Source organism: Mesorhizobium sp. M0778, assembly GCF_040320105.1.
GTDB lineage: Bacteria > Pseudomonadota > Alphaproteobacteria > Rhizobiales > Rhizobiaceae > Mesorhizobium.
The window spans coordinates 118,805-143,114 of the sequence record NZ_JAMYPA010000003.1; the positions used below are offsets into that span (position 1 = coordinate 118,805).

General features: G+C 63.4%; 22 protein-coding genes and 1 riboswitch. Of the genes, 12 read left to right on the top strand and 10 right to left on the bottom strand.

What is annotated here, in order from left to right; genetic code table 11:
• Window positions 1-37 precede the first annotated feature (37 nt).
• Complete coding sequence (locus NKI22_RS06145; RefSeq protein WP_352937213.1) at window positions 38-2,092, top strand: bifunctional aldolase/short-chain dehydrogenase; 2,055 nt, start codon at window positions 38-40, stop codon at window positions 2,090-2,092.
• A 73-nt stretch (window positions 2,093-2,165) separates the two neighbouring features.
• Here NKI22_RS06145 and NKI22_RS06150 read toward each other — a convergent pair whose 3' ends face one another.
• The 4 genes from NKI22_RS06150 to NKI22_RS06165 form a co-directional block, all read right to left on the bottom strand.
• A complete protein-coding gene (locus NKI22_RS06150) occupies window positions 2,166-2,933 on the bottom strand; it encodes an acyl-CoA thioester hydrolase/BAAT C-terminal domain-containing protein (RefSeq protein WP_352937270.1) in 768 nt (255 codons plus the stop codon).
• 234 nt (window positions 2,934-3,167) lie between these two features.
• The gene (locus NKI22_RS06155; RefSeq protein ID WP_352937214.1) at window positions 3,168-4,223 is read right to left on the bottom strand and encodes a substrate-binding domain-containing protein; all 1,056 of its coding nucleotides are present in this window, start codon (window positions 4,221-4,223) and stop codon (window positions 3,168-3,170) included.
• 46 nt (window positions 4,224-4,269) lie between these two features.
• Window positions 4,270-5,265 (bottom strand): ABC transporter permease, encoded by a 996-nt coding sequence (locus NKI22_RS06160; RefSeq protein WP_352856046.1) that lies wholly within the window; start codon window positions 5,263-5,265, stop codon window positions 4,270-4,272.
• A gap of 83 nt (window positions 5,266-5,348) precedes the next feature.
• Window positions 5,349-6,860, bottom strand: a complete 1,512-nt coding sequence (locus NKI22_RS06165) for a sugar ABC transporter ATP-binding protein (RefSeq protein ID WP_023716745.1) — start codon at window positions 6,858-6,860, stop codon at window positions 5,349-5,351.
• A gap of 135 nt (window positions 6,861-6,995) precedes the next feature.
• Here NKI22_RS06165 and mtnK point away from each other — a divergent pair, with 135 nt between their 5' ends.
• From mtnK to dhaL, 10 genes are all read left to right on the top strand, one after another.
• Window positions 6,996-8,267, top strand: coding sequence for an S-methyl-5-thioribose kinase (gene mtnK / locus NKI22_RS06170; RefSeq protein ID WP_023716744.1), 1,272 nt, complete (start codon window positions 6,996-6,998; stop codon window positions 8,265-8,267).
• Entirely contained in the window at window positions 8,264-9,358 is a 1,095-nt protein-coding gene (gene mtnA / locus NKI22_RS06175; protein ID WP_023716743.1) for an S-methyl-5-thioribose-1-phosphate isomerase, read from the top strand. Before mtnK ends, mtnA begins: the two co-directional genes overlap by 4 nt.
• A 183-nt stretch (window positions 9,359-9,541) precedes the next feature.
• Entirely contained in the window at window positions 9,542-10,426 is an 885-nt protein-coding gene (locus tag NKI22_RS06180) for a helix-turn-helix domain-containing protein (RefSeq protein WP_023716742.1), read from the top strand.
• 131 nt (window positions 10,427-10,557) lie between these two features.
• Window positions 10,558-11,217 carry a 2Fe-2S iron-sulfur cluster-binding protein gene (locus tag NKI22_RS06185; RefSeq protein WP_023716741.1) on the top strand — a complete coding sequence of 220 codons (660 nt, stop codon included), beginning with the start codon at window positions 10,558-10,560 and terminating at the stop codon, window positions 11,215-11,217.
• 3 nt (window positions 11,218-11,220) lie between these two features.
• The gene (locus NKI22_RS06190) at window positions 11,221-12,207 is read left to right on the top strand and encodes an FAD binding domain-containing protein (RefSeq protein ID WP_023716740.1); all 987 of its coding nucleotides are present in this window, start codon (window positions 11,221-11,223) and stop codon (window positions 12,205-12,207) included.
• A 70-nt stretch (window positions 12,208-12,277) separates the two neighbouring features.
• On the top strand, window positions 12,278-12,748 hold the full coding sequence (locus tag NKI22_RS06195) for a nuclear transport factor 2 family protein (protein WP_023716739.1): 471 nt from the start codon (window positions 12,278-12,280) through the stop codon (window positions 12,746-12,748).
• 98 nt (window positions 12,749-12,846) lie between these two features.
• Entirely contained in the window at window positions 12,847-14,865 is a 2,019-nt protein-coding gene (locus tag NKI22_RS06200) for a xanthine dehydrogenase family protein molybdopterin-binding subunit (protein ID WP_036244135.1), read from the top strand.
• 128 nt (window positions 14,866-14,993) lie between these two features.
• Window positions 14,994-15,139, top strand: a riboswitch (FMN riboswitch).
• A gap of 76 nt (window positions 15,140-15,215) precedes the next feature.
• Entirely contained in the window at window positions 15,216-15,689 is a 474-nt protein-coding gene (locus tag NKI22_RS06205; RefSeq protein WP_023716737.1) for a 6,7-dimethyl-8-ribityllumazine synthase, read from the top strand.
• Window positions 15,690-15,758: 69 nt separating this feature from the next.
• A complete protein-coding gene (locus NKI22_RS06210; protein ID WP_023716736.1) occupies window positions 15,759-16,766 on the top strand; it encodes a dihydroxyacetone kinase subunit DhaK in 1,008 nt (335 codons plus the stop codon).
• Between the two features lie 9 nt (window positions 16,767-16,775).
• Window positions 16,776-17,414, top strand: a complete 639-nt coding sequence (gene dhaL, locus NKI22_RS06215) for a dihydroxyacetone kinase subunit DhaL (protein WP_023716735.1) — start codon at window positions 16,776-16,778, stop codon at window positions 17,412-17,414.
• Here dhaL and derI read toward each other — a convergent pair.
• The 3 genes from derI to NKI22_RS06230 are packed head-to-tail and all read right to left on the bottom strand — an operon-like array spanning window position 17,411 to window position 19,415.
• Window positions 17,411-17,854, bottom strand: coding sequence for a D-erythrulose-4-phosphate isomerase (derI, locus tag NKI22_RS06220; RefSeq protein ID WP_023716734.1), 444 nt, complete (start codon window positions 17,852-17,854; stop codon window positions 17,411-17,413). The two genes, dhaL and derI, sit on opposite strands and share 4 nt — an antisense overlap.
• A gap of 26 nt (window positions 17,855-17,880) precedes the next feature.
• Window positions 17,881-18,639 carry a triose-phosphate isomerase gene (locus tag NKI22_RS06225; protein ID WP_023716733.1) on the bottom strand — a complete coding sequence of 253 codons (759 nt, stop codon included), beginning with the start codon at window positions 18,637-18,639 and terminating at the stop codon, window positions 17,881-17,883.
• A gap of 11 nt (window positions 18,640-18,650) precedes the next feature.
• A complete protein-coding gene (locus NKI22_RS06230; protein WP_031193326.1) occupies window positions 18,651-19,415 on the bottom strand; it encodes a DeoR/GlpR family DNA-binding transcription regulator in 765 nt (254 codons plus the stop codon).
• 262 nt (window positions 19,416-19,677) lie between these two features.
• Here NKI22_RS06230 and fba point away from each other — a divergent pair, with 262 nt between their 5' ends.
• A complete protein-coding gene (gene fba / locus NKI22_RS06235) occupies window positions 19,678-20,742 on the top strand; it encodes a class II fructose-bisphosphate aldolase (RefSeq protein ID WP_023716732.1) in 1,065 nt (354 codons plus the stop codon).
• 46 nt (window positions 20,743-20,788) lie between these two features.
• Here the strand turns inward: fba and NKI22_RS06240 are convergent, their stop codons facing one another.
• The 3 genes from NKI22_RS06240 to NKI22_RS06250 are packed head-to-tail and all read right to left on the bottom strand — an operon-like array spanning window position 20,789 to window position 24,304.
• Window positions 20,789-21,727: a sugar phosphate isomerase/epimerase family protein gene (locus NKI22_RS06240; protein WP_023716731.1), complete on the bottom strand. Its 939-nt coding sequence runs from the start codon at window positions 21,725-21,727 to the stop codon at window positions 20,789-20,791.
• Window positions 21,727-23,244 carry a glycerol-3-phosphate dehydrogenase gene (locus NKI22_RS06245; RefSeq protein WP_352937218.1) on the bottom strand — a complete coding sequence of 506 codons (1,518 nt, stop codon included), beginning with the start codon at window positions 23,242-23,244 and terminating at the stop codon, window positions 21,727-21,729. Before NKI22_RS06245 ends, NKI22_RS06240 begins: the two co-directional genes overlap by 1 nt.
• A gap of 19 nt (window positions 23,245-23,263) precedes the next feature.
• Window positions 23,264-24,304: a 2-hydroxyacid dehydrogenase gene (locus NKI22_RS06250; protein ID WP_023716729.1), complete on the bottom strand. Its 1,041-nt coding sequence runs from the start codon at window positions 24,302-24,304 to the stop codon at window positions 23,264-23,266.
• Window positions 24,305-24,310 lie beyond the last annotated feature (6 nt).

The window sequence follows — 24,310 nt, forward strand, 5'->3', positions numbered from 1 at the left end:
CCTGTTCACAACAAAAGAGAAATCGGACGAAGCTGACATGAAGAACCTGTGGAATGACGGCGACGCGGAGAAGCTGGTCGCCGACTATGCAAAGAAGGGTGTGGCCCGCGACCTGGCGCTGCGCGTCTATACGACCAGGCTGCTGGGCGGCGAGCCACGGCTCGTCCTGCATGGCGGCGGCAACACCTCGTGCAAGACCAAGGCCACCGATCTTGTCGGCGACGAATGGGACGTGCTCTGCGTCAAGGGCAGCGGCTGGGACATGGGCGTCATCGAGCCGCAGGGCCTGCCGGCGGTCAAGCTCGGCGCGCTGTTGAAGGCGCGGTCGCTCAAGAAGCTCTCCGACGAGGACATGGTCGCGCTGCAGCGGGCGAACCTGATCGATCCGTCCTCGCCCAACCCTTCGGTCGAGACGCTGCTGCACGCCTTCCTGCCGCACAAATTCGTTGACCACACGCATTCGACCGCAATCCTGGCCATCGTCGACCAGGAGGACAGCGAGGCGCTGAGCAGAAAAGTGTTCGGCGAGAAAATGGGGTTCGTGCCTTACATCATGCCGGGCTTCGATCTGGCGAAGGCTGCCGCCGATGTTTTCGACGCCGACCCGACGGTCGAAGGCCTGATCCTCGACAAGCACGGCATTTTCACCTTCGGCGACGATGCCAGGCAGGCCTATGACCGGATGATCCATTATGTGAACGTCGCCGAGGATTTCATCGCCAGCCACGGCAAGCCGCGCACCGAAAAAGCGGCCTTGCCGGCCAGATTGGCCAAGCCCGCGGACATTGCGCCGATGCTGCGCGGCGCGGTGGCGGTGGCACGCGGCGAAGGCCGCTTCGACCGGATGATCAGCGATTTCCGCACCTCGGATGCGATCGTCGACTTCATCAATTCGGCTAGAATTGCCGACTATGCCGGACGCGGCGTTTCGACGCCTGACCTGTCGATCCGCATCAAGACCGGACCGATGGCGCTGCCGGCGCCCGATGCGGACACGATCGGCGACTACAAATCGGTCATCCGGCAACATGTCGAGAAATTCGCCAAGGACTATCGCGCTTATTTCGAAACCAACGACGCGCTCGACGATGTGAAGCGCACCATGCTCGACCAGATGCCGCGGCTGACGCTGGTGCCCGGCCTCGGCATGTTCGGCCACGGCCGCACGCTCAAGGACGCGAAGATCGCCTCCGACGTCGGTGAAATGTGGATCGAGGCGGTGCGCGGCGCTGAAGCCGTCGGCGATTTCCGGCCATTGTCGAAAAAGGATCTGTTCCCGCTCGAATACTGGTCGTTGGAACAGGCCAAGCTCGCCGCCAACAAGCCGAAGCCGTTGACCGGCCAGATTGTGCTGGTCACCGGCGGCGCCGGTGCGATTGGTGCTGCTACCGCAAAGCTGTTCGCCGACAACGGTGCCCATGCGGTGGTCGTCGATGTCGACGGGTCAAGAGCTGCCGAGGCGGCCAAAAAAGCCGGTAACGGTTCGATCGGCATTGGCGCCGACATCACCGATCCGGAGCAGATGCGCGCTGCGTTCGACAAAGCCGTCGCCGTCTTCGGCGGCCTCGACATTCTCGTCTCCAATGCGGGCGCAGCCTGGGAGGGCCGGATCGGCGAGCTCGACGACGCCACTTTGCGCAAAAGTTTCGAACTCAATTTCTTCGCCCACCAGTCGGCGGCGCAGAATGCCGTGCGCATCATGCTCGAACAGGGCACCGGCGGCGTGCTGTTGTTCAATACCTCCAAGCAGGCGATCAATCCGGGACCGAAGTTCGGCGCTTACGGCATCCCGAAGGCGGCAACGCTGTTCCTGTCCAGGCAATATGCGCTCGACTACGGCGCGCAAGGCATCCGCTCCAATGCCGTCAACGCCGACCGCATCCGTTCGGGGCTGTTGACCGACGCCATGATCGCCAGCCGCTCGGGCGCGCGCGGCGTATCGGAGAAGGAGTACATGTCCGGCAACCTGCTCGGGCAGGAAGTGACGGCCGACGACGTCGCCCAGGCCTTTTTGCATCAAGCGCTGGCCGATCGGACCACAGCCGATGTGACGACGGTCGACGGCGGCAACATCGCGGCGGCGCTGCGGTAGGCGGAACCGGCCGAGACAGGCACGCAACTCGGAATTTTGCGACACGGCCATGGAAGGCATTCTCGAACTGCTACTACAGCAGGCCTCGGATGCCTTCCCAAGCCTTTCTGCCCAGCTTTGAATCGGCCTCGTCATTGCCTCCATGTGCGTGCAATGTCGAGCGTGGTGTGCTCTCGCCTGGCAACAGAATGCGGTGTCCCGCATCCGGCGACGAAATGAGATGAGTGACCTTACCTGCTTCGCCGCGCCGCCTAACAATATCTCGGGCGAACGATAGGGAAGGCCACAGCGCATCGTCGCCACCGGCGACAAGCAGAATCTCGGCCGATATGGTCTCAACGGGGATGGTCGCCGCATTCGATTCGCTCTTGAAGGTTTTCAAACAGCATTCGAAAAGCCCCCTGTAAGATACCAGGCCATCCACATACTCTCGTGTCCAATCTGGATCTGCCGGCACAAACGGCAGCGCGATACCGTTGAGCGACCATGAGGATCGTTCAGGCCAACTGGCACCATCCCGGCCCGCACCGATATTCCCCCAAACTACCGATGACGGGCTGATCGCGACCACCGCGTTGATTCGCTGGTCATGGACCGCGGCAAGCAATGAGGCCTCGGCACCTTTGGATGTGCCGACATAAACGATGCGACGGCACCCTGTTTCAATGAGATAGTCTGTTGCTGCAAAGAACGTTTCCAGGGGAATTTCACATATTCCCGGAATCTGGCCCTCGCCGCCAAACCACTGCAACGCCAAGGCCGACGTACCGGCATCTGTAAAAAGCCGCGCGCGCCCGACATCAACACGACCACTCGATCCACCCAACACCACAACGCCCATGGTGGCCTGCGAGCGTCGGAAAAATGTTCCGGCGACGACACCGGTCGGACTTTCCTCTCTTACCGCATGCGCCTCCATGTACCCGTCGAATCCTGGGTTCAACCGTCCAATCGGCCTGCAAATCGGAGACTGCGACAATTGAAATTCGGCAGTCCGGCGCGCCAGACATCTTCGACAAAAAAGCCGCCTGCAGCAAGCTGCTGCAGGCGGCTATTGTTTTGCTCGTGCCGAAAGTTACTTCGCGTTCGGGTTCGGCATCCAGGCCGGCATGGCGACATCGGCATGGGCGAACTGCGGCAGCTTGGCCGAGAGGTCTTCCATGTTCTTGATCTCCTTGTCGAGCAGGTCCTTCTGGGTGATCAGCGTCGGTGGCACGATGACGTTGTGGCCGGGATCTTCGCCGGCCAAGAGCTGCGCCAGCGCACGCACCGAGACCTGGCCGACGACGGCCGGGTTGGTGGCGGCGGTTGCCGCCCAGGCGCTGTCGGGCTCGCGCATCGCGGCGATGTCGGAGGTCGAGATGTCGGCCGAATAGATCTTGATATCCTTGTTCAGCCCGGCCTCGTCGACGGCGATCTTTACGCCCTTGGCGAATTCGTCATAGGGCGCGAACATCACCTTGATGTCGGGATGAGCCGACAACACCGAGCGAGCCTGGTTGGCAACCGAATTGGCGATCGGATTGTCGAGCGTGCCGAACATGGCGGCTTCGTTGATGCCCGAATATTTCTTCTTGAATTCGACCCAGGTCTCGTTGCGGCGATCGAGCGGGGCGATGCCGGCGACATAGACATAGCCGGCCTTCCAGCTCTCGCCATTGTCTTTGACCGCCTGTTCGAGCGCCAGGCGCGCGAGGTCGCGGTCGGACTGTTCGATCTGCGGGATCTTGGGGTTTTCGACATTGACGTCGAAGGCGACGACCTTGATGCCGGCATCGACGGCACGCTGGGCGGCGTCCTTCATCGATTCCGTCAATCCGTGCTGGATGATGATGCCCTGGACGCCGAGCGCGATGGCCTGGTCGACCATGTCCGCCTGAAGCGCCGCGTCCTGACGGCTGTCGAGCACGCGCAGGTCGACGCCGAGCGCCTTGGCCTGCGCCTCGACGCCGGACAGATACGCCTGGAAGAAGTCGCCTGTCGAGAGATAGCGGACCAGCGCGATCTTGACGGCACCCGGCTTGTCGAACGGCGCCGGCCTGTCCTGCGCCGTTGCCGGCAACTGCATCAGCAATGTTGCGCCGGCAAGCCCGAGCGCTGCCTTCCCCAAAAGTCTTCTTGTGATGTTCACGTCGTTTCCTCCACTTGTTGAACCCAAAATGTGACCCGGTCGAACCCTATCTCCTGCCCCTGCCGGACAGTGCGAAGGTGAAGACAAGGGCGACCACGAGAACCACGCCCTTGACGAAATCCTGCGTGTAGTAAGGCGCGTTCATCATCGTCAGGCCCTGCAGCAGCACGCCGACAAACACCGCGCCGACGGCCGTGCCGAAGGCGTTCGGCTTTGCGGCGCCGAGGACCGCGTAACCGATGAGTGCCGCAGCCACCGCGTCGAGCAACAGATTATTACCCGAGGCGATGTCGCCGCGTCCAAGCCGGGCGGCGAGCAAAATGCCGCCGATCGAGGCAAAAACCCCAGAAATAACGTAGGCCCAGATTTTGTATGCCTTGACAGGCGCGCCGGCGAGTTCGGCAGCGCGCTCGTTGCTGCCGACGGCGTACATCATGCGGCCGAAACGGGTGTATTCGAGAAAGAACCAGATCAGCACCGCCAGCACGAGCAGGACGACGACCGACACCGGAATGAGGTTCGGGATGAAGAAATCGAAGCGATGGCGGCCAAGCGCCAGAAACGCGGCGCCGAAGCTGCCGTTGGCGACCGAGCCGTCGGGCATGGTCATGCCGGTGGCGATCGAACGGCCCTCGGTAGGGATGCGCTGCAGGCCGACGAGCAGGAACATCATGCCGAGCGTCGCCAAAAGGTCCGGCACCCGCATATGGACGATCAGCCAGCCATTGATGAGGCCGACAACGGCGCCGATCACAAGACAGGCGACGACCGCCACGACGGCGTTCTGTTCCAGCACCACCATGACATAGGCAGCCGCCATCATGGCGCTGGTGGCGACCGAACCGATCGACAGGTCGAAGCCACCGACGACCAGCGTGGCGGTGACGCCGAGCGCCAGAACGCCGGTGATGGCGACCGACTGGAAGATGAAGACGGCGCTTTGCGGCGAGACGAAGCCATCGGCGGCAATGGCGAAATAGGCGATCAGACCGAACAACAGGACGATGAAGCCGTAGCGGATGGCATTGTCGCGCAGGATCATTCAGCGCCCCCGCACGCTGGCACTGTCTTTACCCAACCTGAACTCATGCCCTCTCCATTCCAATTCTCATCGTCTTCCTGCCGTCAGGCTGCGCTGTGCAACGGCCCGCCCGCCACTTCGGCCAGCAGCCGCTCGAGATCGACATCGGTGTTGCGGTGCTCGCCGACGATCGTCTGCTCCGACATCACCAGAATGCGATCGGCCGTCTCCAGGGCTTCGTCGAGTTCGGTGACGAACAGCAGCGTCGCGCGGCCGCTGGCGCTGGCCCGCAGCTTGGCGGCGATATCGCGCCTGGCCGAAATGTCGACGCCCTGAAATGGCTCGTCGAGGATGAAAAGCCTTGCGGTCTGCGATATCCAGCGGGCGACCATCACCTTCTGCTGATTGCCGCCGGAAAGCGACGACATCTCGTCCTTCTCCGAGCGGCAGACGATGCCCAACTCCTGGATCTGCTGGCGGGCAATGGCGCGTTCGATGCGGCGCTTGAGGACGCCGAGACGCGACATTCGCCTGTGGAACGGCAGGCTGATATTTTCCTGGATGTTGAAGTCGCCGACGATGCCGTTTTCGCCCCGGTCCTTGGCGACGAGAAACACGCCGGCGGCAATCGCTTCGCCCGTCGACGCCGGAGCATAGGGTTTCCCGTTCAGCACCATGGTCCCGGACAGCGGCTGGCGCAAGCCGAACAGCGTCTCGGCGAGCGCGGTCTTGCCGACGCCGACGAGGCCGGTGATGGCGACGACCTCGCCGTCGCCGAGCGTCAGCGAAATCGGCCTGGCGCCTTCGGCAATCCGCAAGCCGTCGGCAATAAAAATTGATTTGGCCGAATTCCTGGCGACGATCCGCTCGAGTTGGATCTTGCGGCCGAGCATGGCGTTGACCGCACCTTCATAGTCCAGCGGCTTCCTGTCGAAGATACCTGAGATGACCCCGTCGCGCATCGAAATGATGCGGTCGGCAAGCCGTCTGATGTCAGACATACGGTGCGAAATATAGAGAATGGCCACGCCTTGCTGGCGAAGCCGGTCGAGCAATGCGAACAGCCGGTCGGCTTCGGCACTGGACAGCGAGGAGGTCGGCTCGTCGAGGATCAGCACTTTCGGCCGGTGCGCCATGGCGCGGGCGATCGCCACCATCTGACGATCGGCCAGCGAGAGGTCACTGATGCGGGCCTTGAGGTCGATGGCCAGCCCCATGCGGTCGGCAACCGCCTTGGCCTCACGGCGCACCCGGCCTGGATTGAACAGCGTCGGCACGCCGCTGCCGCTCAGCCTGTCGAGCGTGAGGTTGGTTGCGACGTCGAGGTCGGCGACGACGCCGTCATTGATGTTCTGGTGGACGGTGACGACGCCGGCGCAGATCGCCTCGGCCGGCGTTTTCGGCGCAAAGTCCTGACCGACAAGCGACATCGAGCCGCCGCCATGGTCGTAGACGCCGCTGATGATCTTGACGAGGGTGGATTTGCCGGCGCCGTTGGCACCCATCAGCACGGTGACTTCGCCGGCATGCAATTCGAGCGAGACGCCGCCAAGCACCTCGATATGGCCAAAGGATTTCCTCAGGCCGTCGACGCGGAACACGGCATCATTGCCCATTCGTTCCTCCCTGACCGTGACGCTATGGGCTATATCGGCAATTGTCAACACGATTGACAATTGCTAGCGGGCTTCCTAGCTTGGCCCGACCGCCATGGCTCCGCTATCATCGGAGCACATAAGCGGGAGGTGAGGATGACTGGGAAATCGCCGTTCGAAGCACTGTCGGTCGAGACACTGGCGGGCCGTCTCCGTGCCAACGGGGCCCTGTGTTCGCAGATCGGCAAGGATACGAGCCGCTGGAAGGTCCGTGAAGTCGGCGACGGCAATCTGAACCTGGTGTTCATTGTCGAGGGTGCTGAGGGTGCGGCCGTGGTCAAGCAGGCCCTGCCCTACGTCCGGCTGGTCGGCGACAGCTGGCCGCTGCCGTTGAAACGCTCCTTATTCGAATATCATGCGCTGACGCGGCAACAGGCGCGGGCGCCGGGTTCCGTGCCTGATATCTATCACTTCGACGAAGGCCAGGCGCTGATCATCATGGAATATCTGTCGCCGCACATTATCCTGCGGCGGGCGCTGATCGAGGGCCGGCAACTGCCTAACATCGCGAAAGACATCGGCCTGTTCATGGCCCGCACGCTGTTTCGCGGCTCCGACCTCAGCATGGCGACCAAGGACCGCAAGGCCGATCTGGCGCTGTTCGCCGACAATGTCGAACTCTGTGACATCACCGAGAACCTGGTTTTCTCGGACCCGTATTTCGATGCTAAGATGAACCGGCACACCAGCCCGCAGCTCGATGGCATTGTCGCCGAACTGCGCGCCGACCGCGACCTCAAGGTCGAGGCGCAGCGGATGAAGCACCTCTTCGCCGCCAATGCCGAGACGCTGCTGCATGGCGACCTGCATTCCGGCTCGATCATGGTCACCGACACCGAAACACGGATGATCGACCCCGAATTCGCCTTCTACGGCCCGATCGCCTTCGATGTTGGCATGCTGCTCGCCAATTTCTGGATGGCGTTCTTCTCGCAGCGCGGCCATGAGCAGAATGGCAAGCGCGACGCCATGCGCGCCTATCTGCTCGACGTCACGGTCGATACATGGTCGGCATTCCGCGCCGAGTTCTCGCATCTGTGGCGAACCGAGCGTGACGGCATGCTCTACCAGAAGAGCCTGTTCGAGGATCAGGGCGACAGGCTTGGCGCCGAGCAGGCGCTCGACCACATGCTGCATTCGATCTGGACCGATCTGCTCGGCTTTGCCGGCGTCGAGGTTCACCGGCGAATTCTCGGACTTGCCCACAATGCCGATTTCGAGACCATTGCCGATCAGGATCTGCGCGCCAGATGTGAGGCAAAGGCGCTGAAATTCGGCCGTCACCTCGCCGTCAACCGGCGCCAGATCCACAGCATCGACGAGGTCAACCAATTGGCCGCGCTGATCGAACGGGAGAGCAGGATTTGAACGTCGGTGACCGCCACTACCGCACGATCTGGCCGAGTGACGACGGGCGTTCGGTGGAGATCATTGACCAGCGCTGGCTGCCGCATGATTTCCGCATCGAAAAGATCGATACCGTCGCCGGCATCGCCACGGCAATCCGCGACATGTGGGTGCGCGGGGCGCCGCTGATCGGCGTCACTGCCGCCTATGGCGTCGCCATGCAGATGGCCGACGATCCGTCGGATGCGGCGCTCGACGCCGTCTGGGCAACCCTGCACGAAACGCGCCCGACGGCGATCAATTTGCGGTGGGCGCTGAATGAAATGCAGCGCTTCCTGCTGGCGCTTCCCCTGGCAGAACGTGCCGCAGCCGCCTATCGGCGTGCCGGCGAGATCGCCGACGAGGATGTCGGCCTCAACCGCGCCATCGGCGCCCATGGGCTCGAAATCATCAAGACGATCGCGGCGCGCAAGCAGCCGGGCGAACCGGTCAATATCCTGACCCACTGCAACGCCGGCTGGCTGGCCACCGTCGACTACGGCACCGCCACCGCGCCGATCTATCTGGCGACGGAAGCCGGCATTCCAGTCCACGTCTATGTCGACGAAACGCGACCGCGCAACCAGGGCGCCCAATTGACCGCCTGGGAGATGGCCGGCCACGGCGTGCCGCACACGCTGATCGTCGACAATGCCGGCGGCCATCTGATGCAGCGCGGCCAGGTCGACATGGTCGTCGTCGGCACCGACAGGACCACCGCCGACGGCGATGTCTGCAACAAGATCGGTACCTATCTCAAGGCACTGGCCGCCGCGGACAACGACGTGCCGTTCTATGTCGCGCTGCCGTCGCCGACGATCGACTGGACGGTGGGGGACGGGTTGGCCGAAATCCCGATCGAGCAGCGTTCGCCCGACGAGGTCTCGCTGGTCTGGGGCAAGACCGCTTCCGGCGAGATTGCCCAGGTCCGCGTGTCGCCGGAAGCCACGCCGGCGGCCAACCCTGCCTTCGACGTGACGCCGGCGCGGCTGGTCACCGGCTTGATCACCGAACGCGGCGTCGCCACGGCCTCGCGCGAAGGCCTGAAGGCGATGTTTCCCGAGCGCGGATGATCCGCTTTGGAGTGCCAGGAGGAGCCCTGGATTTTGCCTGATCTCACGATTTCTTGAACACGGCGCGGTTAAAAACGTCCGTTGCCTGTCCCAGATGGACGGTCGTATGCGTAGCGGCGGGGCGGCGCAACGCTCAAGCCGGGGCTGACCACGGCTCGGCGAGTGAACCAGCGGGATGCCGCGATGTCATTCAGACCGCTGCTTGGTGACGGACGGGTTCGGAGCCAGGAGGAAAAGTCGGAGCCCCTGCAAACCGCGTCATGGGTCAGCTCCTCGATCGTTTTCGACAACCGGCGGTGGGCGTGCCGGGAGGCGGAGCTCCGCTGGACAGCCCCTCATCATCTGATCGTGCTGACCGAAGAAGGCGGCACGTCCCATACGTCTATCCGGCACGAGGCAAGATCCCTCTACGACGGAATGGATCATCCCGGAGCCCTCACCTTCGTCCCGGCAGGCGCGGAGCGACAGGGCTTCTATCGCGATGTAAACCTCTCCTATTCAGCCCTGTGGATCGATTCCGATATCGGGCTTCCCGGATGCGAACGCCTGAGGAACCTGCCGATACTGGTAAACAAGAAGGACGCGGTCGTCGCCACGCTGCTGAGTTCGCTTCGCGACGAGATGGCCCTCGGTCACAAGCCGGACACTGCCTATGTCGAGCATCTGGTGGCCCTCGTCAGCCTCCGCGTGGCCAACCTGAGCCGCGAGCAACAGCCGCTCGTACGTCACGGCTGTCTCAGCCGCCGAGCACTTGGTCGAGTTCGGGATTATATCGATGCACGTATGAATTCCGACATTTCGCTAAGCGAGCTTGCAGCTGTCGCCGACTTGGCCGTCGACAGTTTTGCGCGGCGCTTCAAGGCGACGACCGGTCTTGCCCCCTATGCCTATGTAATCGAGGAACGGGTGCGGCGAGCGGAGGCACTGTTGCGCGAAACGGGTTTGTCGATCAGTACCATTGCCTTTCGGCTCGGCTTTTCAAGCCAGAGCCACTTCACCACGACGTTCCGGCGTCTCAGGGGCATGACGCCTCGTGCCTATCGGGTGAATTCTTCTCCAGAATCCTGATAGTGCCGCCGGTTTCTTGAAAGAAAGCCGCTGCGTGCGCCCCCACCTCCAGTGTCGATGACCGAACCCGAGGGTCCGCTGTCGGGGTCAAATTGCCGTCTGCGTCCTTCATTGCGACTGGGAGATCTTGCATGGCCAAAACAGACAACAGGAGGGGGCCAACGCGTCGAACCGTGTTGGAGGGCGGGGTGGCGACCGGGGTGCTCCTGGCTACCGGGATACCGGTCGGCGCCGAGCCGGCCGACACCGTCACGGCGACGGCATCTGGCACGCCGGTACCGACGATGCCGATATCGTTGCGGATCAACGCGAAGGACCTTGCCGTCGAACTCGACCCGCGGACGACGCTGCTCGATGCCCTGCGCAACCATCTCGGCCTCACCGGCTCGAAGAAGGGCTGCGATCACGGCCAGTGTGGCGCATGCACGGTGCTTGTCGATGGACGCCGGATCAATTCCTGCCTGACGCTTGCCGCAATGCATGATGGCGACGAGATCACCACGGTCGAGGGCCTTGCCGAGGGTGACCGGCTGCATCCGGTGCAGGCCGCCTTCGTCGCCCGCGACGGTTTCCAGTGCGGCTACTGTACGCCAGGCCAGATCTGCTCGGCGGTCGGTATGCTGGGCGAAGCCAAGGCCGGCTGGCCGAGCCATGCGAGCGCCGACGTGGCAGCGGCTTCCGTCGCTCTCAGCGATGCCGAGATCCGCGAGCGGATGAGCGGCAACATCTGCCGTTGTGCCGCTTATCCGAACATCGTCGCTGCAATCCGCGACGCGGCAGAGGAGGCATGAGCAATGCAGTCCTTCACTTATGAACGTGCAACGAGTGCCCAGCAGGCGGCCGCCGCGGTCGCGGCCCGGCCGGACGCCAAGTTCATCAGCGGCGGCACCAACCTGCTCGACCTGATGAAGCTCGATATCGAGCGCCCAGCGCATCTCGTCGACATCAGCCGGCTGCCGCTTGATCGGATCGAGGAGACGGCAGAAGGCGGGCTTCGGGTCGGCGCCCAGGTCCGCAACAGCGATCTTGCCGCCGACCCGCGGGTGAGGTCCCGCTATCCGATGCTCACACAAGCGCTGCTGGCGGGAGCGTCCGGCCAGATACGCAACAAGGCCTCGACCAGCGGCAATCTCCTGCAACGCACGCGCTGCCCCTACTTCTACGACCGCAACATGCCCTGCGACAAGCGCCAGCCGGGTTCGGGCTGCGCGGCGCTTCAAGGCTTCAACCGCATGCACGCTGTACTGGGCGCGAGCGAAGCCTGCATCGCGGTCCATCCTTCGGACATGGCGGTCGCCATGTCCGGGCTCGACGCCAGGATCGAGACCGTTTCGCCCGGCGGCGAGACCCGCACGATCCCGATCGGCAATTTCCATCGATTGCCCGAGACGATGCCCCATGTGGAGACCGTGCTCGGCCACGGCGAAATGGTCGTCGCGGTTACCCTGCCGCCGCCACCACCCGGCCGGCAGCTTTACCGCAAAGTGCGCGACCGAGCTTCCTACGCCTTCGCGCTGGTGTCGGTGGCAGCAATCGTCGAAAAAAGCGGCGATCGTATCCGAAGCGCTCGGATCGCCATGGGCGGCGTGGCAGCGAAACCCTGGCGCGCGACGGAGGCGGAGCGCGGGCTGGCAGGCGCAGCGGCGTCCGACGATACCTTTACCGACGCTGCCGAAGCCGCGCTCGCCGGAGCCGTTGGGCATGGCGCCAATGACTTCAAGATCCCGCTGGCGAAACGAACGGTGCGGCACACACTCGCTGCTGCCGTCGAGAGTGCGTGAGGCGACACGATGACAGAGACGACGACCCGAACAGCGGTTCCCAGATGCAGGCGACGAGCAGGAGATCGATATGAAACTCACGCGACGCGCCGTTGCCGCCGCGGGTGGCGGCCTTTTTGTTTCTGCCGCCGCAGCTTGGGGCGCCACATCCGACCCGGGAGCTCGTCACGTGCTCGAGGCCGCCGTCGACGCCTTCTTTGCCGGCTGGGCCTCCGGCGACTGGACGGCATTCCTTGATTGTTGCGATGAGACGATGACCTTCCAATTCCCTGTCGGCGAGCAACGAGGCCGACACGGACCGCCAGACGGCAAGCCGGCACTCGCAGCCTGGACCGCCGCGCATCAAGCGCAAGGAAACAGGATCACGAAATCGACCGTCGATCTCAAGCTCTTCGCCGCCGACTGGGTCATCGTCTGCGATCGCGGGAGCGGGACAATCAGCGGCGCGCCCTACACTGGCCTGCATGCGATCTTCATGCGCGCCGGCCCGACAGGGAAGCTGGTCGAGTTTCGCGAGTATTTCGGCGAGATCGCCGCGTGAGCTCCGGCCGCTGCGCGACGAACATGAAGGTGCGAGGAAAGAGGCGTCGTCGCGGCCTCGATGCTTCCGAACTCCAAATGAAAATCTTTAGGTGACTTATGAACGAGACCATACCCGGACTGCCCGGCTCCGCCACCCATTCAAGAGTGAAACCGCGTCCCGGTGCTGGCATCATCGGGAGGCCGATCGACCGCATCGACGGTCCGCTCAAAGTGACGGGCGGCGCCACATACGCTTACGAGAATGAGCTGGATGGTACAGCCTATGGCTACATTCTCGGCGCCGCCGTCGCCAAGGGCCGCATCGCCGAGATCGACACGACCGAAGCCGAACGGGCGCCGGCAGTGCTGCTCGTCATGACGCACCGCAATGCGCCGGCCCAGCCGGATTTCGGCCCGGCGGTCACGCCGACGGTGCCGGAGGTCTTCACCCGCGCCCGGCCCGCGCTCAACAGCGATCGGGTGCGGTATTGCGACGAGCCGGTCGCGCTGGTCGTTGCGGAGACATTCGAGGCGGCACGCGCTGCTGCGGGCCTCATCAGAGTGCGCTACGACGAGGAGCCGGGCCTCTACGATCTACCGGGACATATCGCCGACTCCTACGCGCCAAAGCGGACCAATGCCGGCTTCGAGACCGACAGCGTGGTCGGCGACTTCGAGCGCGCCTTTGCGACGGCGCCGATCAAGATCGATGCCGCTTACCGGACCCCCTTCGAACATCACAATCCGATGGAGCCGCATGCGACGCTCGCCGCCTGGTCAGGCAACGAGCTGACGATCCGTACATCGGCGCAGACCCTCGCGAACTTCCGGGCCGGCGTCGCCAGCACGCTTCGCATCCCGCGCTCGCTCTATGCGGCGCCGAACCGTCTCACCCGCCATCGCCTGGTTCCGCTGGACATCAACCGCGGCGAATGGATGCGCTCGCCGGGCGAAGCGCCCGGCATGCTGGCTTTCGAATGCGCAGTGGATGAGCTCGCCGAGCGGGTCGGCCTGGACCCGATCGAACTCAGGATCCGCAACGAACCGGCTCAGGATCCCGAGCGCGAAGTGCCGTTCTCCACCCGCAATCTCGTCGCCTGCATGGAGGAAGGCGCCCGCCGTTTCGGTTGGGAGCGGAGAAACCCGACACCGGGCCGCACCCGGGAGGGCCGGAAGCTCATCGGCTACGGCATGGCGGCGGCGATCCGTCCGAACTACATCGGCGCGGCGACGGCGCGGGTTGCGATCGACCGGGACGGTCGGGTGACGGCGCGGCTCGACATGACCGACATTGGGACCGGCACCTATACGATCCTGACCCAGATTGCTGCCGAGAGCCTCGGCGTGCCGATCTCGTCCGTCAAGGTGGAGCTCGGCGACAGCCGCTTCCCGCGTACCGCCGGCTCCGGCGGGTCCTGGGGCGCGGCGAGCGCGGGTTCGGCCCTGTATAATGCGTGCAACGCCCTCAAAGGACGGATCCTGGACGCGGCGCAGTCGAGCGAAGCGTCACCGTTGCGCGGCGCGAACGCCACCGAGGCAAACTTTGCCGACAGCGAGGTCAGGATCGGCCAGCGATCGGCGAGCCTGGCCGATCTCATCGGGAGGATCGCTCCCGACGGGTTCGAGGCCGAAGGCTCCGTAGCCGCAGGCGCCACCACCGAGTCGTACAAGACTTATTCGCAGCATTCGTACGGAGCGCATTTCGCCAAGGTCGCTGTCGATTGCGACACCGGTGAAATCCGCATGCGCCGGATGCTGACTGTGGTCGGCGCGGGCCGTATCCTCAACCCCAAGACTGCACGCTCGCAAATCATCGGCGGCATGACCTGGGGGATCGGTGCGGCGCTGATGGAGCAGACGGTGCTCGATCCGCGCTATGGCCACTTCGTCAATCACGATCTTGCCGAATATCACGTCCCGGTCAATGGCGACGTCCCCGAGATGGAAGTCGTCTTCCTCGAGGAAGATGACGACAAGGCCAATCCACTTGGCGCGAAGGGTCTCGGCGAGCTCGGCGTCTGCGGTGCGGGGGCTGCCGTCGCCAACGCCATTTACAACGCGACCGGAGTGCGTGTGCGTGAATTTCCCATCACCTTGGACAAGGTGCTGCCTGCCTTGCCCGTGATCGCCATTTGACGCTGCGACGTATCAGCGCCTCCCTCGCCCTCAAGGGTGACCAAGTCGGAACGGATGGCCATTTCTGCGCCATCCGCGACGACGTCGGTGGTTGACAGCGTTATCCGGCCCTTCCATACAAACGCCGTCAATGTTCTCAGGGCGGGGTGAAAGTCCCCACCGGCGGTAAGGGTCTCGGCCAAGCCCGCGAGCGCTTTCCGGACTACCGGAAAGGTCAGCAGATTCGGTGTGATTCCGGAGCCGACGGTTACAGTCCGGATGAAAGAGAACGAATGGAAGACGGTCCGCCTTCGCGGTTCGGACTCCGTATCGTGCGTCCTGATTCTGGTTCGAAACGGAAGGATGGACCCATGAATCAGCATTCCCAGAACGACTATGAAACGATCCGCGTTGCCGTCATTCGGGCGCGCTGGCACGCCGATATCGTCGACCAATGCGTTGAAGCATTCGAGGCGGAACTGGCGGTTGTCGGGGAGAAACGCTTTGCCGTCGATGTCTTCGATGTGCCGGGCGCCTTTGAGATTCCCCTGCATGCAAAAACGCTTGCCGAGACCGGCCGCTATGCCGCTATCCTCGGCGCCGCGTTCGTCGTCAATGGCGGCATCTACCGGCATGAGTTCGTGGCGAGCGCGGTCATCGACGGCATGATGAACGTGCAATTGTCGACTGGCGTGCCGGTGCTGTCGGCGGTGCTGACGCCGCACAACTACCATGACAGCGCTGACCATCACCGCTTCTTCTTCGAGCATTTCAGGGTCAAGGGCAAAGAGGCGGCCAGCGCCTGCGTGCAACTGCTGGCGACACGCGAACGCATCGCGGCGTGAAATCTCCGCCGCCGGGTGGAAATCCCGGTAAGGCGCTGTAGTATCTCACGAAAACCAGGGAGGATGCCGGTGCAGACCAAGAAGATCATCAATGACGGCAACCGCTCCGTCGACGAGATGCTGGAGGGCATTCTGGCCGCGCATCCGCGCCATCTCAGACGTGCGGACGGCAGCCCCCGCTCCATCGTCGCCCGCGACGGGCCACGCCCCGGCAAGGTCGGCCTCGTCATCGGTGGTGGCTCGGGCCACGAGCCGACCTTCCTCGGCTTCGTCGGCAAGGGGCTTGCCGACGCGGCCGCGATCGGCAACGTTTTTGCCTCGCCGCCGCCGGACCCGATTCTTGAATGCGCCAAGGCGGCCAGCGGCGGTGCTGGCGTGCTATTCATGTACGGCAACTATGCCGGCGACGTGATGAATTTCGACATGGCCGCCGAAATAGCGGCAATGGACAACATCGAAGTGCGCACCGTTCTGACCACCGACGATGTCGCCTCGGCGCCGCGCGACCAGAGACAGAAGCGGCGCGGCGTCGCCGGCAATTTCTTCATCTTCAAGGCTGTCGGTGCCGCATGCGACCGGATGCTGACATTCGATGAATGCGAGCGTATCGCCAGGAAGGCCAACGATCAGACCTTCACTATGGGCGTGGCGCTTTCGCCCTGTTCGCTGCCGCAGACCCGCCGGCCGAATTTCGAAATCGGACCGGACGAGATGGAGATCGGCATGGGCATCCATGGCGAGCCGGGCATCGCACGCGGAAAACTAAAGACGGCCGACGAGATCACCGACGAGATGCTGGACAAGATCCTCGACGAAATGGCGCCGACGCGCAGCGACAAGGTCGCCGTGCTGGTCAATTCGCTCGGTTCGACGCCGCTGATGGAGCTCTACATCATGAACCGGCGGGTCAAGCAGAGGCTCGACGACATCGGCGTTTCCGTCCACGCGACCTGGGTCGGCAATTATTGCACCTCGCTCGAAATGGCCGGCGCCTCAGTGACGCTGATGCATCTCGACGGCGAATTGCAGGAGATGCTCGACCATCCCTGCGACTGCGCCATGTTCCGCGCCGGCTGAGAAAGCATCATGACCTCGATCGACTCAGCCGGCTTGAAAAGAATGTTCGATGAGATCGCGGCGGCGATCGACGCCGACAAGGACAGGCTCTGCCAACTCGACGGCGTCATCGGCGACGCCGACCACGGCATCGCCATGGCGCTCGGCTTCGGCGCGGTACGCGAGGCGCTGGCGCAACTCGACCTCGCGGCGACCGGACCGACGGCGCTGCTCAATACCGCGGCAAAGTCGTTCCTCAACGCCGTCGGCGCGTCGTCAGGCCCACTCTATGCGACCGCCTTCATGCGCGCTGCCGCCGCCGTCAAAGGCAAGGCAATTCTGGAGGATGCTGACATCATCGCCATGCTCCGGGCGATGGCGCAAGGCATCCAGGATCGCGGCAAGGCCGAGCTCGGCGAAAAGACCATGGTCGACGCCTGGCTGCCGGCAGCACAGGCAGCGGGCGCCGCGCAGGAAGCCGGCAAGACCCTGTTGGAGAGCTTGGAAACTGCACTCGCCGCAGCCGAACGGGGCGCCGAGGCAACCAAGAACATGATCGCCTTCAAGGGCCGCTCCTCGCGGCTCGGCGAACGATCGCTCGGGCATATGGATCCCGGCGCTGCCTCGGCCGTCACGATCATCAAAGCGATACGGGACAGTCTGGCTTAACGGACCTTCGCCGCGTCGAGCCTATCGATGGCCTGGACATTGCCGGCCGACGGTCCCTTCTCATCGAATTCCGAGGCAAGCCATGCATCGACGATCGACTTGGCCAATTCCGGGCCGATGACGCGCGCGCCCATGGTGATGATCTGGGCGTTGTTGGATTTTGCAGCGCGCTCGGCCGAATAGGTGTCGTGGGTGAGTGCGGCGCGAATGCCGGGAACCTTGTTAGCGGAAATGGATACGCCGATGCCGGTGCCGCAAAACAGGATGCCGCGATCGTTCTCGCCGTCCAGGATGGTCTGGGCGAGCTTCTGCGACAGGTCGGCGTAGTAGCCCGTCTGGCTGAGATCGCTGACCGTGAGGCCGGGCTTGGTGGCCAGGTGAGCGGCGATGACATCGAGCAGCGGTTTGCCGGCGCTGTCGGCTCCAATGGCTATTTTCATGTTCGGTTTCCTTCCTGTTCGATGGTTCAGATCGCCGCTGAGGCGCGTTTGAGGATGTCTATATAGCCGTCCGCCTGCCAGGCGGAACGGCCGATGAACAAGCCGTCTATATGAGACTGTCCGATCAGTTCGGCGGCATTTTGCGGATTGACGCTGCCGCCATAAAGCACCGGCGGCACGGCCGGCAGCAGGTCGCGCGCGATTTTCTTGATCAGCGCCTGCTGTCTGCCGGCATAGTCCGAGCTTGCCGGCACGCCCTTGTCGCCGATCGCCCAGACCGGCTCATAGGCAAACAGGATCGTCGCCGCCCTGGCCGCGCCTTCGAGAAACTGCAGCGCGCCGTGCACCTGCAAGGCCAGCACCGTATCCGCCTGCCCGCTGTCGCGTTGAGCCAAAGTCTCGCCGACGCAGATCAGTGGCACGAGACCGTGCTTCACCGCCGCTGCGGTCTTCAGCCCGACAGCCTTGTCGGTCTCGCCGAAATGCTCGCGCCGTTCGCTGTGGCCCAACTCTACCATATCAAGTTCGCAGTCTTTCAGCATTACCGGCGAGATCTCGCCGGTCCAAGCGCCGGCGTCAGCCCAATGCATGTTCTGCGCGCCGACCTTGATGCGCGTCGGCGACAGCGCTTTCTTGACCTCGCGGACCGCCGTGAAGGGTGGGATGACGAAGGGCTGGATGCGCTCGTCGAAACCGGGGACGAACTCGGCCAATGCCCTCGTGAAAGCCATCGCCTCGGCGAGCGTCTTGTTCATTTTCCAGCTGGTGCCGACCCAGTAAACCATGCGTGCTCCTCCTACTCTGCGACCACTGTCAGCGACACGCCGGCACCATCCAGCGCCGCACGCATCTGCGGCTGCGGCTCGCGGCCGGTGAAGACGGTATCGAAAGCCTTGAGATCGGTCAGGAAATGCAAGGCTGTGCGGCCGAACTTGCCGTGATCGACCAGCAGATATTTGCGCGCCGCAGCGGCCATCATCAGCCGTTTGGTCTGGACCACTTCCTGATCCTGGTGAAAGGCGGAAGCGCCGTGGATAGCCGATGACGACAGGAAGGCGACATCGGCGCGCAATGATTTCAGCGTGTCCTCGGCGAGCAGGCCGAAGAAGCCGTGAAACTTCTTGCTGTACTGGCCGCCGAGCGCAATCAGGTTGATGCCGGCAACGCCCGCCAAATCCTGGATGACAGCCAGATTGTTCGAGATCACCGTCAGCGGACGCAGATCGGCGAGATGCCGAGCAACGCCGCCCGCGGTCGAGCCGTCGTCGATGATCACCGTCTGACCCGGTTCGATCATCGTCACGGCAGCGGCGGCGATGCGCTTTTTCTCGTCGCCGGCCAGTCTCTGGCGGTAGCGGAAATCGCTCTCGAAAAGGCTGCTCGGCTGAATCGAGGCGCCGCCGCGTACCTTGCGCAGGAAGCCGCCCTCCTCGAGCTCGTCGAGGTCGCGGTGGACGGTCATCTTGGATACGCCGAAGCGCGAGGCAAGATCGTCGACACTGGCGGTGCCGGTGTCCATCAGAAAATCCATGATGCCTTGCCGACGGCCGTCGCTCTTCATTTCCGCGGCTTCCTCGTGCAATCCGAACCACGTTCCGAGATATAACAGGAAACATCGCATAGCCACCAGTATTTTTGTGATAATGTTATACCTGCCTGGGATATCATGACGCTTCTGACGGCGTGCCGTAACAAGAATTGCTGTCGGCCGGGCGTCCAGCGGTTGCGGTGCAGCGGAAATCCGGCCAGAAGCTTTAGCGGGCTCGACAATAGCCGAACAGCCCGCAAACACTGGCTCGAAACCGGATACGGGAGACTACTGAGTGGCTCGCATCACACTGAGACAATTGCTCGATCATGCCGCCGAATACGGTTATGGCGTGCCTGCCTTCAACATGAACAATATGGAACAGGGCCTCGCCATCATGGAGGCAGCCGAGGAGACCAAATCGCCGGTCATCCTGCAGGCGAGCCGCGGCGCGCGGGCCTACGCCAACGATGTCGTGCTGGCCAAGCTGATCGACGCGCTGGTCGAAATCCATCCTGATATCCCGGTCTGCATGCATCTCGACCATGGCAACAACGAAGCGACCTGCGTTACCGCAATCCAGTACGGCTTCACCTCGGTGATGATGGACGGATCGCTGAAGGAAGACGGCAAGACGCCGGCCGACTACGCCTATAATTCCGATATCACCCGCCGCGTCGTCGATATGGCGCATTGGGGCGGCGTGTCGGTGGAGGGCGAGATCGGCGTTCTCGGATCGCTGGAGATGGGCGGCGGCGAACAGGAGGACGGCCATGGCGTCGAGGGCGTCATCAGCCACGATCAGCTGCTGACCGACCCGGTTCAGGCCGAACAGTTCGTGCGCGACACCCGTGTCGATGCGCTGGCCGTCGCCATGGGCACCAGCCACGGCGCCTACAAGTTCAGCCGCAAGCCGGACGGCGCGGTGCTTGCCATGAACGTCATCGAGGAAATCCACCGCCGCTTGCCGAACATGCACCTCGTCATGCACGGCTCGTCCTCGGTGCCGGAGGAGCTGCAGGAGATCATCAACAAATATGGCGGCCAGATGAAGCCGACATGGGGGGTGCCGGTCGAGGAAATCCAGCGCGGCATCAAGCATGGCGTGCGCAAGATCAATATCGATACCGACAACCGCATGGCGCTGACCGGCGCGATCCGCAAGGTGCTGACCGAGAACCCGAGCGAATTCGATCCGCGCAAATATCTGACGCCGGCGATGGCCGCCATGCGGAAGCTGTGCAAGGAGCGTTTCGAGCAGTTCGGCACTGCCGGCAACGCACCGAGGATCAAGCCGCTGCCGGTCTCGGAAATGGCCAAGCGCTACAAGTCGGGCAGTCTCGATCCGAAATTCGGCTGACATATTCCGGTTCTGAGCAGGAGCCGCGTCGGCACCTGCTCATCCATCATGCTTTCGGCAAAAGACCGGCCCTGCCGGCCTCGATGAAGGGCGCCCAATAGTCGACCGATTCGCGGATCATGGCGACGACCTGGTGGTCGACGGGCTCGCGTTCGCGGAACGACAATTCGAGGCAGATCTCATTGTCGACGCCGCCGCCACGGCGAACAGTGTCCAGCAGCTTTTCCGGCGTGATGCGGCCGTCCTTGTTGTAGGCGGCAATGAACGGCCAATGGCCACCCTTGTTCATTGAGGATTGCTTGACGTGGATGATCGGCGATTCCTTTGGAAAGGCTTCGGCCCAGGCATAGGGGTCGATGTCGTCCGGATTGCTCGACGTCACGTCGCCATGGTCGATATCGACCATCATCTTGAGCGGGATCGCCATGCCGGCCGCATCGATCTCGCTCTGCAGCGTCCGGCAGCTTTCGATCGTATGGCCGAACTCGCGGCCGACCGACATCGGCTCCCAGAACAGGTAGGTCAAGCCGGCCGCTTTGGCGTGCTCGGCGACCGCGCGCCAGCATTCCAGCGCGATCTCGAAAAGCCGCGCGCGACGCTCGGGATCGTCATAGTCACGATGAGTGAAGATCGCGAATTGCGTGCCCATGCCGCGGGCGCCGAGCTCGGCCGAAATTTCGGCAAAGGTCTTGAACCAGTCGACATAATAGCGCCGCACGTCGGCATCGGGATGGCCGAAATGATTGAGCCGGCCGTAGGGGCCGGTCATCGCGGAGGTCACACGCACGCCGGTGCGGTTGAGAGCGGAGCGGAACAGGCGGATGAATTTGGCGATCGTCGCCGCCGGCCAACCGGGATTGACGAATTCATGCGTGAGCTGCACGTCGCGGATGCCGATGTCGTAGGCGATCGCATCGATCAGATCGTCCGGTTCGGCGAAACGATTGACCAGCGGGTTGGTGTTGAGGGACAGCGTAAAGGCCATCAGCCTGCCTTCGCCAGCCGGCTCGAGCACCAGTCTTCGAAGGCGGTTCTTTCTGCGGCGGACAGATGCAGTCCGTGTTTGGTGCGCCGTTCGAGAATATCGGCGGCCGTCTCGGCCCATTCATGCTCGAACAGGTAATTGGCTTCGCGCTCGAACAAATCCTTGCCGAAGCGCCGCCCCAGTTCAGCGAGCGAACCGGCCGCGCCGACCAGATCACGCGTCCTTGTGCCGTAGAGCCGGCCATAATGCTTGACCAGCGAGGCCGGCATCCAGGGATATTCGTGGCCGAGGTCACCGAGGAACTGCTCGAAATCGGCATTGGCGATATCGCCGCCTGGCAGATGTCCTTTCGAGGTCCACGGCTTGCCCATCTTCGGGAAGAACGGGGCGATGCGGTCGAGCGCGTGCTCGGCCAGCTTGCGGAAGGTGGTGATCTTGCCACCGAAGACGGAAAGCAGCGGCGCCTGTCCCGCCGCCACGTCGAGCTCGAAAATATAGTCGCGGGTGACCGCGCTCGGATTGTCGGCATTGTCGTCATAAAGCGGCCTGACGCCGGAAAACGAGTAGACGACGTCGCTGCGCGCAAGCTGGCGCTTGAAGTAGCGGTTGACCACCTTAATCAGGTAGTCGACCTCGCTGGCGTTGGCGGTCACGTCTTCCGGCCGCCCGTCATAAGGAATGTCGGTGGTGCCGATCAGCGCCAGATCGTTCTGGTAGGGATTGATGAAGATCACGCGCTTGTCGCTGTTCTGGACGAGATAGGCTTGCCGGCCTTCCCAGAATTTCGGCACGACGATGTGGCTGCCCTTGACCAGGCGCACGTTGCGCCTGGAATTCTGGCCAGCGACGCGATTGATGATGTCATTGACCCAGGGGCCGGCGGCGTTGACCAGCGCCCGTGCCCGAACCGTGGTCCTGACGCCGGTTCGACCGTCGCGCATCTCCACCGACCACAGGCCGTTTTCGCGGCGGGCGGCGGTGCAGGCAGTGCGGGTGAATATCCTGGTCCCACGCTCCGCGGCGTCGAGCGCGTTGATGACGACCAGGCGGGCGTCGTCGACCCAGCAGTCGGAATATTCGAAGCCGCGTTTGAAGCTGTCCTTGATCGGCGCGCCCTCGGGTGCGGTGCGCAGGTCAAGCGTGCGAGTGGCCGGCAGCCGCTTGCGGCCGCCAAGATGGTCGTAGAGGAACAGGCCGAGCCGGACCAGCCAGGCCGGCCGATCATCCGGGCTGTGCGGCAGCACGAAGCGCATCGGCCAGATGATGTGCGGCGCGGATTCCAGCAGCACCTCGCGCTCGATAAGCGCCTCCCGCACTAGGCGGAACTCGTAGTATTCGAGATAGCGCAAACCGCCATGGACGAGCTTTCCCGATCGCGAACTGGTGCCTTCGGCGAGATCGTCTTTTTCGCAGAGGATGACCGACAGCCCCCGGCCTGCTGCATCGCGCGCAATGCCGGCGCCATTGACGCCGCCGCCAATGACGAAGAGATCGACGATTTCGCTGTCACCGCTCATCTCGCTCTATGCCCTGTCGTCAGCATGGATTGACCGGCGGCAGGCCGGCGATGAAGCGGCGCACTTCCTCGGCCGCCTGCTCGGCAGCATAAGTCACCGTGCGTACCGACGCGCCGGCGATATGCGGCGTCAGCGTCACATTCGGCAGCTGCAGCAGCGGCCAGTCGGCCGGCACCGGCTCGACGGCGAACGTCTCCAGCATGGCACTGCCGATCTGCCCCGAGACGAGCCCCTCGTAGAGCGCATCGTAGTCGACCAGCGGTCCGCGCGCGGTATTGACGAAGATCACGCCGGGCTTCATCCGGGCAATGGCGTCCTTGCCGATCAGGCCGCGCGTCTCCTCGGTGACCCGGGAATGCAGCGTGACCACATCGGAGCGCGACAGGAGATCGTCCAGCGCAACCAGCTCGACGCCGGCATTGCGGTCCTCGACGCTCAATTGCACATAGGGATCGGAGACCAGGATGCGGCAGCCGAATGCGCGCAGCAGCCGAACCAGCCTGGTGCCGATATTGCCATAGCCGATGACGCCAACGGTCATTTCGTTGAGCTCGCGGCCGGTGCGGTCGGCGCGGTAGAGATCGCCGCGCCACTCGCCCTTGCGCAAGGCTTCGTGGCCGACGCGGATCAGCCGCGTCTCGGCGAGAATGGCGCCGATGGTGAACTCGGCCACCGCGCTGGCGTTGCGGCCGGGCACATTGACCACGGTGATGCCATGGGCGTTGGCGGCAGCCATGTCGATGTTGATCGGCCCGCCGCGCGACACCGCAACCAGCCTGAGCGCCGGCAAGCGCTGCATCATGGTTTCGGAAAGCGGCGCAAGCTGGGTGACGAAGATTTCGGCATCGCCGATAAAATCGACCACCTCGTCCGGATCACCGAAATATTCCTTGACCTTGTCGAGGCCGAGCGCCGCATTGCCGAATTCCATCGGCTCGTCGGGCCATGCGGTCTCAATGGTGCGGATGTCGAGATTATCGCCGCAGGCCGCTTCGATTTTCTCGCGAAACACTTCCGGAAGCATGAAGCGGTCGCCGATGATCGCAATTTTGTTGGGCATGCTCTT